General features: G+C 55.7%; 16 protein-coding genes. 8 read left to right on the top strand and 8 right to left on the bottom strand.

Going from position 1 to position 18,741, the window contains the following annotated elements:
• Positions 1-315 precede the first annotated feature (315 nt).
• From NC979_RS06210 to NC979_RS06200, 3 genes are all read left to right on the top strand, one after another.
• The gene (locus NC979_RS06210; RefSeq protein WP_190518502.1) at positions 316-1,431 is read left to right on the top strand and encodes a septal ring lytic transglycosylase RlpA family protein; all 1,116 of its coding nucleotides are present in this window, start codon (positions 316-318) and stop codon (positions 1,429-1,431) included.
• A 255-nt stretch (positions 1,432-1,686) separates the two neighbouring features.
• Positions 1,687-3,258, top strand: coding sequence for a bifunctional pantoate--beta-alanine ligase/(d)CMP kinase (locus NC979_RS06205; protein ID WP_190518500.1), 1,572 nt, complete (start codon positions 1,687-1,689; stop codon positions 3,256-3,258).
• 128 nt (positions 3,259-3,386) lie between these two features.
• On the top strand, positions 3,387-4,247 hold the full coding sequence (locus NC979_RS06200; RefSeq protein ID WP_190518497.1) for a shikimate dehydrogenase: 861 nt from the start codon (positions 3,387-3,389) through the stop codon (positions 4,245-4,247).
• Positions 4,248-4,337: 90 nt separating this feature from the next.
• Here the strand turns inward: NC979_RS06200 and NC979_RS06195 are convergent, their stop codons facing one another.
• Positions 4,338-5,681 carry a serine hydrolase gene (locus NC979_RS06195; RefSeq protein WP_190518495.1) on the bottom strand — a complete coding sequence of 448 codons (1,344 nt, stop codon included), beginning with the start codon at positions 5,679-5,681 and terminating at the stop codon, positions 4,338-4,340.
• Between the two features lie 117 nt (positions 5,682-5,798).
• Positions 5,799-6,170, bottom strand: a complete 372-nt coding sequence (locus NC979_RS06190; RefSeq protein ID WP_190518492.1) for a hypothetical protein — start codon at positions 6,168-6,170, stop codon at positions 5,799-5,801.
• Between the two features lie 66 nt (positions 6,171-6,236).
• On the opposite strand from NC979_RS06190, the gene recR reads away from it, so the two are divergent.
• The 4 genes from recR to NC979_RS06170 all read left to right on the top strand — a co-directional run bounded on the left by recR (position 6,237) and on the right by NC979_RS06170 (position 9,655).
• Positions 6,237-6,830, top strand: coding sequence for a recombination mediator RecR (recR, locus tag NC979_RS06185; protein ID WP_190518992.1), 594 nt, complete (start codon positions 6,237-6,239; stop codon positions 6,828-6,830).
• Between the two features lie 166 nt (positions 6,831-6,996).
• Positions 6,997-7,641, top strand: coding sequence for a histidine phosphatase family protein (locus tag NC979_RS06180; protein ID WP_190518490.1), 645 nt, complete (start codon positions 6,997-6,999; stop codon positions 7,639-7,641).
• Positions 7,642-7,654: 13 nt separating this feature from the next.
• The gene (locus tag NC979_RS06175) at positions 7,655-8,308 is read left to right on the top strand and encodes a histidine phosphatase family protein (protein WP_190518488.1); all 654 of its coding nucleotides are present in this window, start codon (positions 7,655-7,657) and stop codon (positions 8,306-8,308) included.
• Positions 8,309-8,437: 129 nt separating this feature from the next.
• On the top strand, positions 8,438-9,655 hold the full coding sequence (locus tag NC979_RS06170; protein WP_190518485.1) for a PQQ-dependent sugar dehydrogenase: 1,218 nt from the start codon (positions 8,438-8,440) through the stop codon (positions 9,653-9,655).
• Between the two features lie 368 nt (positions 9,656-10,023).
• Here NC979_RS06170 and NC979_RS06165 read toward each other — a convergent pair whose 3' ends face one another.
• The 6 genes from NC979_RS06165 to grpE all read right to left on the bottom strand — a co-directional run bounded on the left by NC979_RS06165 (position 10,024) and on the right by grpE (position 16,365).
• A complete protein-coding gene (locus NC979_RS06165; protein ID WP_242021286.1) occupies positions 10,024-10,248 on the bottom strand; it encodes a DUF2811 domain-containing protein in 225 nt (74 codons plus the stop codon).
• Between the two features lie 605 nt (positions 10,249-10,853).
• Positions 10,854-12,017: a small ribosomal subunit biogenesis GTPase RsgA gene (gene rsgA, locus NC979_RS06160; protein ID WP_190518483.1), complete on the bottom strand. Its 1,164-nt coding sequence runs from the start codon at positions 12,015-12,017 to the stop codon at positions 10,854-10,856.
• A gap of 3 nt (positions 12,018-12,020) precedes the next feature.
• Complete coding sequence (locus NC979_RS06155; RefSeq protein WP_190518481.1) at positions 12,021-12,263, bottom strand: sulfurtransferase TusA family protein; 243 nt, start codon at positions 12,261-12,263, stop codon at positions 12,021-12,023.
• A complete protein-coding gene (dnaJ, locus tag NC979_RS06150; protein WP_190518478.1) occupies positions 12,260-13,387 on the bottom strand; it encodes a molecular chaperone DnaJ in 1,128 nt (375 codons plus the stop codon). The genes NC979_RS06155 and dnaJ overlap by 4 nt, the downstream gene beginning before the upstream one ends.
• A gap of 97 nt (positions 13,388-13,484) precedes the next feature.
• On the bottom strand, positions 13,485-15,440 hold the full coding sequence (gene dnaK / locus NC979_RS06145; RefSeq protein ID WP_190518475.1) for a molecular chaperone DnaK: 1,956 nt from the start codon (positions 15,438-15,440) through the stop codon (positions 13,485-13,487).
• Between the two features lie 223 nt (positions 15,441-15,663).
• Complete coding sequence (gene grpE / locus NC979_RS06140; protein ID WP_190518472.1) at positions 15,664-16,365, bottom strand: nucleotide exchange factor GrpE; 702 nt, start codon at positions 16,363-16,365, stop codon at positions 15,664-15,666.
• A gap of 329 nt (positions 16,366-16,694) precedes the next feature.
• Here grpE and NC979_RS06135 point away from each other — a divergent pair, with 329 nt between their 5' ends.
• Positions 16,695-18,698 (top strand): GspE/PulE family protein, encoded by a 2,004-nt coding sequence (locus NC979_RS06135; RefSeq protein ID WP_190518470.1) that lies wholly within the window; start codon positions 16,695-16,697, stop codon positions 18,696-18,698.
• The last annotated feature ends 43 nt before the right edge of the window (positions 18,699-18,741 follow it).

The raw sequence follows: 18,741 nt of genomic DNA, 5'->3' as shown, positions 1-18,741 counted from the left end.
TTGACTCCATAGATAAATAATTTGAAAGTTGACCAAAGTGGGTTCAGACCCATCAAGCCCAGACACGATGGCGGTTTGAGCCAGTTACTGCAGGTCAACTACTTTTTCATTTTGTGACGAAGTGCTACGCCTGCCGGTAGATGCCCGGATTCGCAATGTCATCCGAACGTGCTAGGTTACATTTCGTCAAAAAAAGCCGAAGACCAATTTGCAACGAGTGTGGGATTTAAGGCAATTCCTGTGCTGCCTGTTCTGAGTCATTTTCCGTGATCAGGATCTATCCCTTGCTCTTCCTGCTGAATTCTTTTGGTGTAAATGAAACATTGCGTATTGGGCGGACTGACGGTTGCCGTCGCTGTGTCCGTCTTTGGAGCACCCTTGCCCACTCAAGCTCAGGATAGTGGCGATAACAGTCTCTCTCTGGAGCCAGAATCAAAGCATCATGCTGACGTTCTTCCTCAACCCCCTGAAGCAGGTTCGCCAGCGGACTCTGACCCTTCAACTCTTGAGCCTAGCCAACCTGAGTCAGCGTTATTACTTCAACCCTCTGATTCAACCGACGACATTCTCGAGACAGCTACTGTCTTCCCCCACGCCCTCGAGGCCCGCCCAGTCGTTTCTGCTCAACCTGACTCAGCGCTATCGCTTCAGCCCTCTGGCTCCACCAGCGATACGCTCGAGACAGTTACTGTCTTTTCCCACGCCCTAGACTCCCGTCAGGCAGCTACCGTCTACATTCGCTCGATTCCAGTTGTCACCTTAGTGGGCGGCGAGCTAGAAACTCTGAGTGCCGGCCTTGGTACCGTGGCCGTCGCCTCAGATGCTCAAGAGCCCCAGCGCCGAGCCGAGACAGTTGTGTCTCGGCTACAGGAACTGGCCGCTAACGGCAATGCCGACGCTATCGTGGCCCGTTGGGACAGCGATGATGAGTCATTTGTGGTGGCTTGGGGAGAAGAATCCCTAATCACCCTTGATGGCGAGACGATCTTGCCTGATACCACCGACAACCCTGGTGAAGACGCGCTCCAAATCGCCAATCGACTGCGGCGGCTGCTGGGCGATGCCCCTCCCCTGGCTAGCGTTGAGGGTCTACCCGAACCTTTGGCTCCCGACACCCGAGTTGGCATAGTAACCTCTACCCTCACCGGCATGGCCTCCTGGTATGGGCCTGGGTTTCACGGACGCCGCAGCGCTAGCGGCGAAGTGTTTAACCAAAACGACCTGACGGCTGCCCACCGCACTTTGCCCTTCGGCACTCGAGTGCGGGTGACCAATGTATCTACGGGGCAGTCTGTGGTGGTGCGCATCAACGATCGCGGCCCCTTCAGCCATGGTCGGGTGATTGACCTCTCAGCCGCGGCGGCTAACAATATTGGCCTGAGAGCCAGTGGAGTGGCCCGAGTACAGCTAGAGGTATTGTCGGACGAGTAGTTAATCTGACCAACTTTGCTGCTCTGGAGGTTGGTTCTCTGGGGGTTTAAGCTAGCCCTTTCCAGCTGAATTGGTGGAGAGGGCTTTTGATGGTGTGCCCTAGCCTTGGCGCTACAGAAGAGCTGAAGTAAAGTCATGGCAAGGCAGGGCACTGGCGATATGCTCATGACTTTAAATCTGGTACGGTATTACCTTTGGAGCGAGGTGGCCAGAAGTTCAGCTGTCACACACTCACGCAGTAGAAGGTAGGGGATTGTGCGAGTACTCAAGACGGTTGAAGGAGTAAAACGCTATCTGAGCCAAGCACGCCGCCAGCAGAACGCGGAGGACGGCGTGGCGGTAGGGCTGGTGCCGACTATGGGTAATCTGCACCGAGGCCATCTAAGCCTGATTGAACGGGCTCGGTTGGAGAACTCGGTGGTTGTGGTCAGCATTTTTGTGAATCCACTGCAATTTGGTCCCCAAGAAGATTTGGCTCGTTACCCCCATACCCCCGAGCAAGACCTGCGTCTGTGTGAACAGGCTGGGGTCGATGCGGTGTTTATGCCCACTGTCACTGCCTTCTACGGCGCTGCTCAGCCCCATTCCGACGCTATGACTCGGGTGATGCCTCCAAAGGCGATGGTGGCAGTGCTGTGTGGCCCCCACCGGCCCGGTCATTTTGAGGGGGTGGCGACGGTGGTAACTAAGTTGTTGAGTTTGGTGGCTCCCGATCGCGCCTACTTTGGCTATAAAGATGCTCAACAGTTGGCCATCCTCAAGCGCCTGGCCCGCGACCTTAACCTGCCTAGCCAACTGGTTGGTTGCCCTACGGTGCGCGAGACGAGCGGTTTGGCTTTGAGCTCCCGCAACAGCTACTTGAGCGAGGTCGAGCGTCAGCAGGCGGCAGTTATCTACCGAGGGCTATTGGCAGCCCAGCAGTGCTTCCAAGCTGGTGAGCGTCTGAGTTCGGCCCTAATAGCGGCTGTGAATGCTGAACTGGCCCAGGAGCCGTCCCTGCATCCCCAATATGTAGAACTGGTGCATCCCGAAACCCTGCAACCCCTGAAGCGGGTGGAGACGCTGGGGATGCTGGCGGTGGCGGTTCACCTGGGTGCTACGAGGCTAATTGATAATATTTTGCTGCGCGATCGCCAGCCGATTGTGGCTATCGATGGGCCGGCTGGGGCCGGTAAGTCAACGGTGGCTCGTCAGGTGGCCCAACGGCTAAACCTGCTTTACCTCGACAGTGGTGCGATGTACCGGGCGGTGACCTGGCTGGTCCTGGAGCGCGGCATCGACGTGCAGGACGAGGTTGCGATCGCAGAACTCGTGCAGGACTGTGAAATCCGTCTAGAGGCCTCAGGTAATGACTCTGCCTTTGCCGCCTATCCCAGCCGCATCTGGCTCAACGGTCAAGAGGTTACCCAAGCTATTCGCAGCACGGCCGTCACGGCTGCGGTCTCGGCGGTGTCAGCCCAGCCCACGGTGCGCGAAGTTCTCCTGCGCCAGCAGCAGCAGTATGGCATTACCGGCGGTGTGGTCATGGAAGGTCGAGACATTGGCACCCAAGTGTTTCCCCAGGCGGAGCTGAAAGTTTTTCTCACCGCGTCGGTGGGTGAACGGGCTCGCCGCCGCCAGCGTGACCTCGCCGCCCAGGAGCAGCCAGCAGTGTCCCTTAGCGACCTGGAGCAAGCCATCGACGATCGCGATCGCAAGGACAGCAGTCGCCGAGTGTCGCCCCTGCGTCAGGCCGATGATGCGATCGCCCTCAACACCGATGGCCTCTCCATCGAAGATGTGGTGAACAAAATAGTCCAGCTATTTGAATCGAGGGTGGAGCGATGAGTAGATGGAGAGATACGGAGATGAGGGTAAGGGAGATGAGGAAGATAGGGAAGTAAACTCAGCGTTTCTAAACAAAACCAAATTGTTCCACCTCCTCATCCCCTCACCGTCCTTATCTCCTCACTCTCATGCCCATTACTGGAACCACTCAAATCCTTGGCGTCATCGGCGATCCGGTTACCCACTCCCTGTCGCCGGTAATGCATAATGCTGCGCTGGCAGAACTCGGGGCCGACTACGTCTATGTGGCCTTTCCAGTGCTAGCAGAAGGGCTTGAAGCTGCGATCGCAGGCTTTGCCGCCACTGGGGTGCAGGGGTTCAGTATCACCATTCCTCACAAGCAGGCCATTCTGCCTCTGTTGGCAACGGTTACTGACGAAGCTCAGGCTGTAGGGGCAGTGAATACGGTGTGGCGCACCGAGCAGGGTTGGGCAGGCACTAACACTGACGTAGCCGGGTTTGTGGCCCCGCTCAAAGCATTCAGACCTTGGGCTGGATGCACGGCCTTGGTCTTGGGCAACGGTGGAGCAGCTAGGGCCGTAGTAGCGGGCTGTGCGCAGCTAGGGTTCGATGCGGTGCAAGTGGTGGGTCGCAGGGCCGAAGCTCTGGTTGCCTTTCAGCAGGGCTGGGTCAATTCGCCCCTGCAACCTCCGCTCACGGTTCATGCTTGGGAGGAGTTGCCCACCTTGCTGCCCACCGCCGATCTAATCGTCAACACCACTCCCCTCGGCATGCACACAACCGCTGGGCAAACGCCCTTGGCCGCAGAGCCTCTGGCTTTAGCTCCGTCCCATGCCGTAGTCTATGACTTGATCTATACGCCTAGGCCTACCCGCTTGCTTGCTCTGGCCAACCAGCGGGGGTTGTCCACCTTAGATGGATTAGAAATGCTGGTGCAGCAGGGGGCCGCCGCCCTGGAGATTTGGTTGAACTGCCCCGTGCCTGTAGACACGATGCGCCAAGCCTTAATTGACTGGTTGGAGCGGTAGCTAAATGTTTGAGGCAGCTTGCCTGCCGCGCAGAGCGGTTGGAGCATTTGAATTGTCTGCGTTATGTCGAGGCCAGAGGCGATCGCTCCTTTAAGGCAAAAAGGTTCTGCGATCGGTAACCATATCGTCAGCCCTGGCTAACTCATGCTCAAAGCCGTTGTGGGTGAGCAAGTGCTGAATGACCCCGGCAACAATCCTTTGCATGGCCGTGTCGTTGCCGCTGTGGTCGAGGGTAGCGGTGATGACATAGCGCTGGCCGCTCACCCTAACCGCTGTAGTGGTGCCCAGCACCTTAGAATTACGTCCAGTCTTTTCGCCCAGCCAGTCGACGGGGGAACGCACGGCCGCGTGGCCTAGATTGCGATCGCGCTGATTGGCCAAAGCTGCTTCTATCAAGTGGGCTCCCGCAAACTCCTGGTTGTAAATAGCCACCATCATGTCAGTTAGCTCGTCGGTGGTGATGACGTTGGGGGCGCTGCCGGCGTTAGCAGGGTAGGTTGTTTCCCCGACCAGCTTTTTGGTGACGCGGGTGGTTTGGTATCCCTGGCTACGCAGACTGTGATTGATGCCATGCCATCCCATGTAGTCAATCAGCTGGTTGGTGGCAATATTGCCGCTGGCGCTAATCATGTCGGCCATGACCTGCTCTAGGGGATAGGCGGTTCTAACCCAAAGGGATCCGGCATCCTCGGTCCAGTTGCTGGGACTAATCCAAATGGGCGTGCTGGGGGCAGTGCCCTCTTGGTGAAGCTTGGTCATGAGTGCGATCGCTACCGGCACTTTAATCAAGCTAGCAGAGCTAGCTGGCGGACGATGGCCCTGCCAGCGCCGGCATTCTCGCTGCAGCGAGCACACGGTCAGACGTACCCGCGATGCCAGGCCTGTCTGTTCGACTATGGGTTGTAGAGAAGTCGAGCGGGCTGTGTCGTAGTGGTAAGCGGCGATCGCCCGCTGCTGCTCGTACTGCTGTTTTTGGGCTGCTGCTTGGGCTTGACCAAGGGTGTTGGGTGCGATCTGGTTCAGCGCCGCTACGGCTTTGTCCCAGTGGCTGTAGGCGACGGCTAGTTCCTTGGCGGGCAGGGCGGCAGGATCTCCTAGAGCGATCGCGGCGGCGGCAGCCTGCTCGGCTTGCTGCTGAAGCTGCCGGGCTGTTTCTTCTTGCCGTAGACGGTAGTTGATCGCCCCCAGTTGCTCTAGAAGAGTGGCGGGCGGTGGATCAACCGCTCCCATAATTGTGGGGTAATGGCTGAGTTCAACCCCCAGGCGATCGCGCAGCCGATACAGCTCCGCTAAGGTATCAGCCTTAGGCACGGCAACCGTAGCCTGAGAGTTTTGCTCAGGTGCCGCCACCGGAAAATTGGGCAGCGCCACATTGGCCATCAAAATACCCACTACCACTGTGGGCTTTAACACCTGCAACCAGACAGAATGCATCGATCCCCGCTCCTCAGTACGGTATCGAGATTGCCTGGGGCAACCAGATATACGAAACTTAAGCCCTTTTTGAGCCAAAAAAAGCCACCTAAAGCACAAAAACTCGGTTTCTGTGCTTTAGGTGAGGGTTGGTGTCAAATTCTGTTGTAAAAGCGCCTGCCAGCTAGCGCTCAAGTCGTCCTCGCTGCGGTGGGCCTCCCATGGGCCAGCATCGAAACCGCCAATACTCCACTGCCCGGTAATGTGGTCACCGTCTTCAGACACTGTGCCTATATAGTCAATGGCCGCTTGCCCTCGGCCCAAATAGCGTTTAACAAACTGTACCCGGCGACCAACCACGGTGCCACTGAGTTGGGCTTCGCCTAGATAGCCGCTGTCGAGAATGCTGCCGCTCAGGGTGTTGCCCCCCTGCACCAGGGTGGCCTCAAAGCGGGTTGGGGTATCCCGCTGCCAGTAAGTGCCTAGCCACATGCCGCTCAAATCTGCCATTGCCCACCTTCATTCACAGCCTTACACGTACAATTTAAATAATGAGCAACCCTAGGAGTTTGTCCCATTTACACCCGTCCCCTGGCTCGACTGATCGAAGAATTCCAGCGGCTGCCGGGGGTTGGCCCCAAGTCGGCCCAGCGTCTAGCGCTACACGTTCTTAAGCGCCCCCAAACCGAAGTCCAGGCCTTGGCCCAGGCGCTCCTAGAGGCCAAAGCGCAGGTGGGACAGTGCTCGGTGTGCTTTCACCTGTCAGCTGAGCCGGTGTGCGACATCTGCCGGGCTACCAACCGCGACCTTCAGACCCTTTGCGTGGTGGCTGACTCGCGAGACGTCATCGCTATTGAGAAAACCCGCGAATATCGAGGCCGCTACCACGTGCTGGGCGGCCTAATCTCGCCAATGGATGGCATTGGCCCTGAACAGCTGAATATCGGTCCCCTGGTGCACCGGGTCAGCAAAGAGGGCACCAAGGAGGTGATTATGGCCATTAGTCCCAGCATTGAGGGCGACACCACTACTCTCTACGTGGGGCAGCTGCTAAAGCCCTTTACTCGGGTAACGCGCATTGCCTTTGGTCTACCCATGGGGGGCGATTTGGAATATGCCGACGAGGTCACCCTAGCCCGCGCCCTAGAGGGGCGCCGAGATCTGGACTAGGCCAAGATTTGGCTAGGTCTTATACAATTCTGAACCTGTTTTGGGTTGCCCGGCCCGTAGGTTAGATTAGGGGTGATGAGCCCTTTGCCATGGGTTGAGTGTTTTAGGGCTTGCTGGGCGAAGGTGGTTCCAGGGCACTACCGCGATTGTTTACCGCCAGGCACCGATGGGAGTCTTTCTCTATTTTTTACGGCACGGCCAAACGGCCTATAGCCTCACGGGGGGCTACTGCGGCACGCCCGAAAATGACCCCGGCCTAACCTCCGAGGGAATGGCTATGGCCCAGGAGTTTGCCGAAACCTACGCCCATCTGCCCTGGAGCGCCGCCTACGTCAGCCCTCTGCGACGGGCGGTAGAGACGGCTCGACCGCTGTGTGATGTGCTGAACTTAGAGATGCGGCTGCGCGACGGGCTGCGGGAGGTGATGTATGGTCGCTGGGAAGGCATGCACCCGACAGCCGTTGACCGCGATCACCACGACGAGTATGTGGCTTGGTTAACCGACCCGGCCTGGTATGCGCCGGTGGGGGGCGAACGCGCCGTAGATATCGCCCGCCGCTCGGCTCAGGTGCTCGACGAGATTGAGCGCACCCATCCCAGCGGACACATCTTGCTAGTGTCTCATAAGGCCACCATTCGCATTATGCTCTGCACTCTGCTGGGTATTGATGTGGGCCGCTACCGCGATCGCATGGATATGCCGGTTGCCGCCGTGAGCGTAGTTGAGCTGGGCTCGCGGGGGCCGCTGTTTCACACCATTGCCGATCGCTCTCACCTGAGCGACCAGCTGCGATCGCTACCCTCCACCTGAGGTCAAGTGCCCTATGCCTCTGAGGCTTTACCTACTCCGCAATGCTGAAACCGAGTACTGCCGTACGGGTCGCTACTGTAGCCAAGATGGGGTAGCGCTGACGGCCCAGGGTCAGCAAATGGCCGACTATTTTGCCAAGGCCTACCACCACCTCGACTGGAAAGCGGTTTTCTGTAGCCCGCTCAGCCATGCTGCCGCCACCGTGCAGCCCCTGTGCCAAATCACGGGGCTGACGGTACAACGTCGCGAGCATTTGCGGGAACTGTCCTTTGGGCAATGGGAAGGTATGGGCCCCGCCGAGGTCAATACTGCATTCCACGACGACTACATTCGCTGGCTCGCTGACCCTGCCTGGAATACGCCCACCGATGGCGAAAAGGCTATGCAGGTAGCCCGCCGCAGTTCCGACGTGCTGGCCGAAATTGAAGAGGCCTATCCTGACGGTAATGTGCTGATCGTGTCCCACAAGGCCACCCTGCGGATTATGTTGTGCACCTTGTTAGGGATTGATGTCGGGCGATATCGCGATCGCCTGGCCATGTCCGTCACCGCCGTATCGCTAGTGGAGCTGATGGAGTACGGCCCCTTTGTGCGCCAGCTGAACGACCGCGCCCACCTGCCTTTGCACCTGCGGCGTCCCTGGGCTGGCAATGGCTCTGACGGCTAAGGGCCGTGCCTAGATTGGTAGCTCTGTCTGTGGGTAGATGGCGTTGGCTATAGACCCTAGGGAGATTATTTATGGAGTGCGATTGCCCTGACTGCAATCGCTCCTGGTTTCAAACGCGCTGCGGTATTTATGGTATCTACTCGGTTTACTTCTATTCTTGTACCTGGCCTCATTCTGCTTGCCGTGGGCAGCTGCGCCTCAGCCCCCAGCCCTACCGTCTTGCCTGCGACTGATACCGCCCAGGTCGAATCCGCCGCTCCTGAGTCGCCGCCTGCCGATGTAGTGGTGAACAACGTCGAGCCGGTCACGGTTGTAGAGGGTCTAGAGCATCCCTGGAGCATGGTCTGGTTACCTGACGGTGACATGCTAATTACCGAGCGTCCTGGACGTCTGCGCCGGGTCAGCAACGGTGTCCTAGACCCTAACCCCATCGCTGGGGTGCCTGAGGTACTGGCCTTTCGTCAGGGAGGACTACTCGACATTGCCCTACACCCCGAGTTTGAAAACAACGGTTTTATCTACCTGGCCTACGCCGACGGCACTCAGCAGGCCAACCGCACCCAGGTGGCCCGAGCGCGGCTAGAGGGCAACACCCTCACCGACTGGACGGTAATCTTCACCAACAACCGCAATAAATCAGATGGCCAACATTTTGGCTCACGCCTGCTGTGGCTGCCCGATGGCACTCTGTTGGTAGCCCTAGGCGATGGTGGTAATCCCCCCTTACGACTTGATGGTGAGCTAATTCGTAACCAGGCTCAAAACCGCCAAACTCTACTGGGCTCAGTGGTGCGCCTTACCGACGAGGGTGAGGCTCCTACCGACAATCCCTTTGTGAATGATTCGGGTGCCAATCCGCTGATTTGGAGCTACGGTCACCGCAACATTCAGGGCCTAGCCCTTGACCCTGAAACCCGCCAGGTGTGGTCTACAGAGCATGGCTCTCGGGGTGGGGACGAACTCAACCGCCTGGAGCCTGGCAAAAATTACGGCTGGCCAGTGGTGACCTACAGCGAGGAGTATTCGGGCGGTCCGGTTTCCACCGAGCGATCGCGTCCAGATATGGTAGATCCTCTCACCTACTGGACGCCCTCGATTGCGCCCTCGGGGCTGGCGGTTTATCGGGGCGATCGCTATCCCCAGTGGCGAGGGCAGCTGTTTGCCGGTGGGCTAGTCTCCCAAGATGTGCGCCGCATCGAGGTGGACGCCAATGGTGCCGTGGTCAATCAGGTTTCAATTCCAATTGGTCAGCGGGTGCGCGATGTGCGCCAGGGTCCCGACGGCTTTCTCTACGTCCTGACCGACGACCCCAACGGTCGCTTGGTCCGTTTAGAGCCGGTTTCGTAGCTCAGTCACCCCAAGACTGTACGAAATGCGAAAGGGCGCTCCAAGAGGGGCGCCCTTTCGCAAATTTGTAGCTGCCACCCGAGCATTGTGGCAAAGAAGCGTTCGGCGATTGTGGCCACCTATCCAGGTTTGGCAGCGAATCAGTTAGCTTTGGCCTCGGCTAGCTCGCCAGGGCTACAAAGCTTGGCCTGGCGATTGATTGAGCGTGGTGCCAATTAGTACTTAAACTTTTACAACAACCAAAAATCAAGGTTTGGGCGATCGCCAGATACTAGCTATTGCAAGGCATTAACTTACAGACCCCAATTAATCCATCGTTACCTAATTGGATTCATCTGAAGGCTCAGTGTCAGAACCTTCCCACAAAATTAGGCAGCGTAGTCGAACACTGCGTCTAGGTATAGACGATTGATACGGCGATCGCTAATACCGTTCTGCATCAAAAATAGTGACAGCGCCGCGCAGAACACCCGGTGTTGGCTCCACGATGGGTGGGTCTCTACATAGTCGCGCATGGCCTCAAACAACTCCTCCGGCACTTCTACGCTGAGGCTGATTCTCGATGCCATAGTCGCCATTGATTGCTCACTCATTTCCACTTCCCCAATCTGAAACTAGACAGCAAAATACAGCCCCCACCAACTGCTTAACAGGCTGGATCCCTTGCTGGAAGGGAACTTAAAGCCCATAGACAAGCTGGAACAGAAGCGCTGTGTAAGCTGGTCGCACCATTGTCACCAGAGGGCAGGGGGATGTCAATCTTGCCAACTACACCCCGATCCGCTATCCCCCAGTTTTGGCAACGAGGTCTCAAGGGTTTCAGCGATCCCCGTCTGGGCTATTTGTAATTACCAGCACACAAGCGATCTGATGTACCTGTGGAGAATCCTGATTTTCAGTTTTGGTCTTAATGACTACTCCGCCGTTAATTTCTGTGGAAAACTCCGTTAAATCTGGGGAAAACTCTGGGGAAAACCCCATAAAAAAAAAGAAAATATAAAATCCGGCAGGGTTTCAAATTTTTAATAGTTTAGGCAAGTAAAGCGTCAGCATGTTTTGCAGGTCAGAAGACTTAGGCTCTGAGGGCTGACCATTATCTGGCGCTCTATTCATTTAACTGCAAGCGATTAATCAGCGCTAAGTGGCCAGAACCCTAACGATTGCAGCCTAGCCAGCACCGAATTCAAGCCCAGTTTGACTAGCTCAAGCCATTGTCTTCGGGCCAGTCAACGTCACTAGACTGCGGATCAAGACTATCGCCAGACCCATCTAGGTCATAGCGTAGATAGTCAAGCCTTTGTTTCTGGTGACGGCGCGATGGGCGACGATATTTTTTAGTCTGGAGCCTGGGCTCTTGGCGCTGCTGTCCCTGCTCTCCCATTCTGAGCTTGAGCGGAGCGTCAGGGTCACGCTGCTGCTGTTGGCCCTCCTGGTACTCAAGGGCTTCTTTCAGCAGGGTGAGGTAAAAGTCATAGCGAGACCAGTGGGGGTCGACAGCGCAGCCCGGCGCGTCCTGATGTAGACAATCGTTAAATTGGCAAACACCCTTGGCTAGACGTGACCGAATTTCTGGAAAACACTGACCCAGGACCAGCGGGGTCAATGCCAGATCGGGTTGGTTAAAGCCAGGGGTATCTGCTAAAAAGCCGCCCCCCGGCAGTTCGAACAGCTCTACATGGCGAGTGGTATGTCGGCCCCGCCCCAGCTTGCCAGACACCGCCCCTGTTCTCAGGCTAGCCTGGGGAATGAGCCAGTTAATCAAGCTTGATTTACCTACCCCAGAGGGCCCAGAGATGATGGTTGTGCGACCCTGTAGCTGAGGTAGCAGGGTTTGTACGGTCTCATCCTCTTGAAGACTGATCATCGTAGCTGGGTAGCCCCAGGCGTCTAGCTGCTCCTGCCAATAGCGACGGGTGGCGGTGCTAACTAGGTCCTGCTTGTTGAGACAGAGATGGACGGGCACCCCCGTCGATTCGGCTTTGACTAAAAAGCGCCCAAGCTGTTGGGGATCAAGATCAGGCTCGGCTAGGGCAAAAACTAGCAAAATTTGATCAGCATTGGCCACGGGTGGTCGATCCAACACTGATCGGCGGGGGCCGACTGCAGCGATCGCGCCTCTTCCTCCGGCCCAGTCGATCGCCTCTAGCTGCACGCGATCACCCACCATCACCTGCTGACCGGTTTTTCTCAGTCGTGCTCGGCGAGTGCACAGCAAAATTTGACCTGAGACCACATCATTAGGCAGGTCACTGTTTTTGTCTAATCTCACCCGATAGTAGTTGGCTTGTATGGCTACCACCAAGCCCCAGAGGCCTGCTCTCGGCTCAGCGAGTACTGTGTTATCAAACTCAGAAGGCGCCATCACCTAACTGGGGCGGCGCACGTAGACAACAAAGTAATCAGCGCAATCTTCTAAATGCTCTACTTTGTACCCTTCCATAGTGAGACTATCGGGTACCTGCTCAACGGGTTCCCCAGCATCGAGCCACACCTCTAGCAAAGCTCCAGGTGTCATTTTCTCCAGGCGGAGCTTAGTTCGCACAAAATTGATTGGGCAGGGGGTGCCCCGCAGATCTAAACGTTCATCGGCAGCCGTAGAGTAGCTCATCCGCGAAACAGCCCTCCTAAGAAGCCCTCAATACCGCCTCGATTGACCTTCTCACCACGAATTTCCGCCAGTTTTTCAACTAGCTCTCGCTCCTCCGGCTTCAGGCGCGTGGGAATATCAACTTGGACAGTGATCAAGTGGTCGCCGCGGCTAACGGGATTGCCCAGCTTAGGCACACCACGATTGTCGAGGGTAAGGACTGTACCGGGCTGTGTACCCGCCGGTACGTCGAGCTCTTCGGGGCCCTCAACGGTGTCAATAGTCAGCTTGCAGCCCAAGATTGCTTGAAGATAGCTAATTTTGAGATCAGAGAGAATATTGATACCATCCCGCTTGAAAGCAGCATCTTCGGCTACAAATAGGTAGACGTATAAATCTCCAGCGGGACCACCCCGCAACCCAGCGTCCCCTTCATTAGACACCCGTAGCCGAGTACCGTTGTCGACACCAGCTGGCACTGTAATTTTGAGTTTTTTAGTTTCCTGGTTCTGACCGCTACCACCGCACACGTCGCAGCGGTCTTCAATCACCTCACCTGTACCGCTACAGGTCGGACAGGCCGATACTTGGGTAAAGCTGCCAAAGGGGGTGCGAGTAGCCCGACGAACTTGGCCAGTACCACTACAGGTGCCACAGGTGGATGGGCGAGTCCCCGGCTTAGCACCGCTGCCTGTGCAGGTACCACAGGTTTCCAAGTGGCTAATCTTAATTTCTTTCTCGCCGCCAAATACCGCTTCTTTGAAGTCAAGCCTGAGGTCAAGGCGGAGATCATCGCCTCGGGTCGGCCCTCGTCGGCGAGTACTCTGGCCCCCACCTCCCGAAAAGCCGCTAAAGAAGCTCTCGAAAATGTCGGCAAAGCCACCCATGTCGCCAAAGTCTTGGTAACCGCCAACACCGGCACCAGCACCGAGCCCAGCTTCTCCAAAGCGATCGTAGCGGGCTCGAACCTCGGGCTCAGAAAGCACTTCGTAGGCTCGGTTGATCTCTTTGAAGGTGTCTTCAGCCCCAGGATCTTTGTTGACATCGGGGTGATATTTGCGGGCTAAGCGTCGGTAGGCTCGCTTAATATCGTCCTGATCGGCGTTGCGCGAAATACCGAGAATCTCATAGAAATCACGGGCCATAGGGGGCTACCTAGACAACTCCAGCAACAATCAACATTAAACCATTTTAAAAGGAGTGCCCACCTTGGCTAGGTGGGAATACCCGCCCCCCTTAGCCTTAATCTATGGCTTCGTAATCGGCGGTTACGGTAGCGTCTAACCCCATATCATCGTCGTAGTCAGGATCGTAGGTCTCGTCGTTCCCGGCTTCAACACCGGCATAGGCTGCTGCTGGAACGCCCATATCTACCTCGGCTCCGGTGTCTACGTCGCGGTAAACGTTGGTACCGACAGCAAAGATGGCCGATTGTAGGGCATCAATACATCCCTGGAAGGTAGCGACATCAATGCTGGGGTTGTGGGTGGCGACACGGAGCTGGCTGACTTTCTCATCCAAATCGGCCCGAGTTGCCTCATCTAGCAGGCTGCCATGGTCGCGCAGAGTGGCTTCGTAGCTATAGAACAGGTTGTCTGCTCGATTAGTCAGTTCTGCCAGCTGTCGTCGTCGCCCGTCCTCATCGGCATAGGTTTCGGCCTCCAGACGCATGCGATCGACTTCGCTGTCAGTTAGACCACCCGTGTTGGTGATGCAGATGCTTTGGGCGCGACCCGTACCCTTGTCGAGGGCCGCTACTTTCAAGATACCGTCGGCGTCGATTTCAAAGGACACTTCAATTTGCGGTACTCCTCGCGGAGCAGGGGGAAGACCGGTAAGCTCAAACTTGCCCAGGCTTTTGTTGTCCTTGGCCATGGCCCGCTCACCCTGAAGAACGTGAATTTCTACAGAGGTTTGGCCATCGGTGGCGGTCGAAAATACTTGGGACTTGCTAGTGGGAATAGTGGTGTTGCGCTCAATGATCTTGGTAAATACTTCTCCCAAGGTTTCGATACCTAGGGAGAGGGGGGTGATATCGAGCAGGAGTAAATCTTTGACTTCCCCCCCTAATACACCCGCTTGAATTGATGCCCCTAGGGCCACAGCTTCATCGGGGTTCACAGAGCGATCGGGAGCTTTGCCGTTGAAGTAGGCGCTAACTGCCTGCTGCACGGCCGGAATGCGGGTAGATCCGCCTACTAGTAAAATGCGATCGATCGCATCAGGGCTCAAATCTGCATCTTTAAGAGCTTGCTTAACCGGATCTAGGGTGGCCTGCACCAGTTCTGACGCGAATTGCTCGAACTGAGCACGAGTTAGCGTCATCTCTAGATGCTTTGGCCCAGACTCGTCGGCGGTAATAAAGGGGAGGTTGATAGAGGTCGAAGGCATGCTCGACAACTCAACCTTGGCTTTTTCAGCTGCTTCACGAATGCGCTGTAGCGCCATGCGATCGGCAGATAGATCAATGCCTTCTTGCTCGCGAAAAGCAGCGGTCATCCATTCGACGATGCAGTTGTCAAAGTCGTCACCGCCTAGATGGTTGTTGCCAGCGGTGGCCTTGACCTCAAAGACGCCATCGCCTAGCTGTAAAATAGACACATCAAAGGTACCGCCCCCCAGATCAAACACCAATACAATTTGGTCTTGGTCCTGCTTGTCGAGCCCGTAGGAAAGGGCTGCAGCGGTGGGCTCATTGATAATGCGTAAGACTTCTAGGCCCGCAATGGTGCCGGCGTCTTTAGTTGCCTGGCGCTGCGCGTCGGTAAAGTAAGCCGGTACGGTAATAACTGCTTGGGTTACTGCAGTTCCCAGGTAAGTCTCGGCATCCTGCTTGAGCTTTTGCAAGATCATTGCGGAAATTTCTTGGGGCGTAAACGCCTTTCCGCGGATCTGCACGTCTACGGTGTTGTCACGACCGCTAACGCAGACGTAAGGTACGCGGCTGCGCTCCGCCTCGGTATCTTCCCAGCGACGACCAATGAATCGTTTGATGCTGTAGACCGTATTCTCTGCGTTTGTAACCGCTTGGCGTTTTGCCAACTGGCCTACTAACCGCTCGCCGTTTTTGCCAAATCCAACAATGCTGGGTACCGTACGGCCCCCTTCAGTGCTGGAAATTACAGCTGGTTTGCCGCCTTCGAGGACAGCGACACAACTGTTCGTTGTTCCTAGGTCAATGCCGATTACTTTACCCATAGCCCACGGTGCTCAACTTAATCGTTCGCTTTACCTTCGAAATTAGCTCAGGCCTGTAGCGGTCTGAGCTAATTGTGATTAGGTTGCCCGCTTACACCGAAGAAGTTATCGTTCGCCACGGTAACTTTTGACTGCATTGCTCAAATGCGGGTGTTTGTAGAACCTAGAGCACAGTGATAGGGCTCTCCTACTCATCACAATTAGCAAGCACCCGGTTAGTAGATTACTCAAGGGAGCCGGAACTCTCAATGTCTGGGCTTTGAGAGCTATCCTCTGGCGGAGCAGCTACTTTTACCATAGCGTGGCGCAGCACCCGATCACCGAGCTGGTAGCCCCGCACGAACTCTTCGATTACCACCCCCTCAGCATGGTCGGCGGTTGGTTCGCGCATGACGGCCTCGTGCAGTAGTGGGTCAAACTCTTGCCCTTCGGCACGCATGGCTGAAACTCCTAAACGCTTTAGGGTTTCCACTAGCTGCTTGTAAACGCTCTGATAACTTTTATGAATAGTCATCTCGGCTTCGGTCTGGGGCTTGATCTGCGATCGCGCCCGCTCAAAATTGTCAACTACTGGCAGCAGCTCAATAACGGTGTCGCCCTTAATTTGAGTGGCTAACTCGTCTTTTTCTTTGCTGGTGCGTTTGCGGTAGTTCTCAAAGTCGGCTGCAATTCGCATTGATTGATTGGCACGATCTTCAAGCTGGGCCTTTAGCCCTGCCACTTGGCGCTCTAGATCGGTCACTAAACCCGCATCAACGCTACCTCCATTAGAAGGCGGTGCTGCTGCAGCGGCTTCAACTGTAGCTGCTGCAGCTTCGACCACGTCGTCAAAGTCAATATCCACAGCGTCTTCTTCAAGAATCTCTTCAATAGCTTCAGGGTCAGAAGCGGGATCGTGGGCCGTGTGGTGAATGTCGTCAACCATGCTGATATGTAACTCGGCGGGTGAATGCAACAACTTTGCTTAGGCCCAAGTGTATCTCAGTGACTTGCCCTTAGCACTGCTTTCAATTCTATCGCGGAATGTGGGTTTGACTGCCCTGGGTTGAAGCGCTGCCTTATTCCGAAAGATTGATGAGCCATTGCCTGCCGTGGTGCAGATAAATTAGATAAGGGTATTATCGACACTACGGGGTCAACGCGGGTAAGGCTTGCGATCGCGCTAGCTTAGGGGTATATCTCCCCGTTTAGGGAATACTGCCTGCATACAATTGGGTTTAAGCCTGTTTCACACCAGCACTTTGGCATCAGCGTATGACTAATTCCTCCTCCCGGCGAGCACTAGTACTTCAGCGGAGTTTTTCGCCCTTCGGCAACAAGCTCATTCAAGCGGGCTATGTTGACTCTGAGCAGATGCAAAAGGCCTTGGCGGAGAGCCGCAAAAGTGGGCAGTCGCTGACTGATGTGCTTGAGTCGCTCACCGGCCAACAGCTCTCCCCCGAACTGCTGCGGCAGTACAAAAAACAGCAGCTTTTTGAGCTCAAAATTCTTTACGGGGTTGAATCCCTCGATCCCGAGCTTAACGATATCTCCCCAGCCCAAATTGGGCAGCTAATCGATACCCTGGTGCCGGTCGATATCTGCCGACGTCACCGCTTGGTGCCTCTTTCCAAGGATCAAGGTGAGACCCCTTCGGTGCTCGTTGCCATGGTCGATCCAGAGAATTTGGAGGCTCAGGACGACCTCAACCGTATTCTGCGGGCTCAAAACCTCTCTCTTCGGCGCATGGTGATTACCGTTGAAGACTATCAGCGGCTGATGTCTACCTATCTGGACGATGCAGTAGCCAAGCAGAAGAAAGAAGAACTAGATGCCGCCGTTGACGTTAACACTAGCCTGGAAGAGCTCGATTTTGGCGCGGGCAGTTTAGAAGATGTTATCGACGAAGAAGCTGACCTGGGCATGGCCCTCAAGGACGCCGGTGCGGCTCCGGTCATTGCCCTAGTCAACAAAATCTTAGCCAAAGCTCTACAAGAGGGCGTCTCTGATATCCACGTTGAACCTCAAGAGGAATATCTGAGGGTACGCTTCCGTAAGGATGGGGTGCTTAAAGAAGCGCTGCCGAAGATGCCCAAAAAGATTATCCAGGCGGTCACCGCCCGCTTTAAAATCATTGCCGAGCTAGACATCGCTGAGCGCCGAGCACCTCAGGATGGTCGTATTCGGCGAGTGTTCCAGGGGCGCAAAGTTGACTTTCGAGTCAACACTCTGCCCAGTCGTTGCGGCGAGAAGGTGGTACTGCGGATTCTAGATAACTCAGCGACTCAGCTAGGTCTAGATAAGCTAATTACTGACCCCGACTCTCTTCGCATTGTGCAGGAGATGGCTTCTCGTCCCTTTGGCCTTCTATTGGTGACAGGGCCGACCGGCTCAGGCAAGACCACGACCCTTTACTCGGTGCTGTCAGAGCGGAACGACCCTGGCATTAATATCAGCACTGCCGAAGACCCGATCGAATACACGCTGCCTGGTTTAACCCAGGTGCAGGTAATTCGCGAAAAGGGCATGGATTTTGCGTCAATTCTGCGCGCTTTTTTACGTCAGGACCCAGATGTGATTCTGGTGGGTGAAACCCGCGATCGCGAAACGGCTAAGACGGCAATTGAAGCCGCCTTGACGGGGCACTTGGTGCTGACTACGTTGCACACTAATGACGCTGCTGGGGCGATCGCCCGTCTCGACGAGATGGGAGTAGAGTCATTCATGGTTTCTAGCGCTCTGATTGGGGTACTAGCCCAGCGTCTAGTACGGCGAGTGTGTACTGATTGCCGGATTTCCTACAGCCCTACTCCTGAAGAACTAGCCCACTTTGGTCTGAGCTCTGCCTCTGAATCAGATATCACCTTCTATAAGGCTAATACCCTTACCGTAGAAGAACTTGTGGCAGCTAAAGATAACAATACCCTTTGCCCCAAGTGTCAAGGTGGTGGCTACAAGGGCCGAGTCGGAGTATACGAAGTGCTTCGCGTTACCGAACGGTTGCAGAAGCTGATTTCTGAAGGAGCCCCTACTGAGATGATCAAAGAGGCAGCGGTAGAAGAAGGTATGCAAACTCTGCTTTCCTACAGCTTAGACTTGGTGCGGCAGGGGTATACCACCTTAGACGAAGTGGAACGGGTGACCTTTACTGACACAGGCTTAGAAGCAGAACTTAAGTCGAAGCGTAAAGCCTCTCTAACCTGTGCTAGCTGCGCCGCTGAGCTTCAGCAAGATTGGCTCGACTGTCCCTACTGCCTCACTCCCCGTTTTCACGATTAGCGGCTAGTTGACAGCATTTTGTCCCAAACTGGGCATCTTGTTA

Origin of the sequence: Leptolyngbya subtilissima AS-A7, from assembly GCF_039962255.1 — a bacterium.
In the GTDB taxonomy this organism is placed as follows: Bacteria; Cyanobacteriota; Cyanobacteriia; order Phormidesmidales; family Phormidesmidaceae; genus Nodosilinea.
Note: the sequence above shows the minus strand (reverse complement) of the source record. Positions and strands in the feature narration are given on the sequence as shown.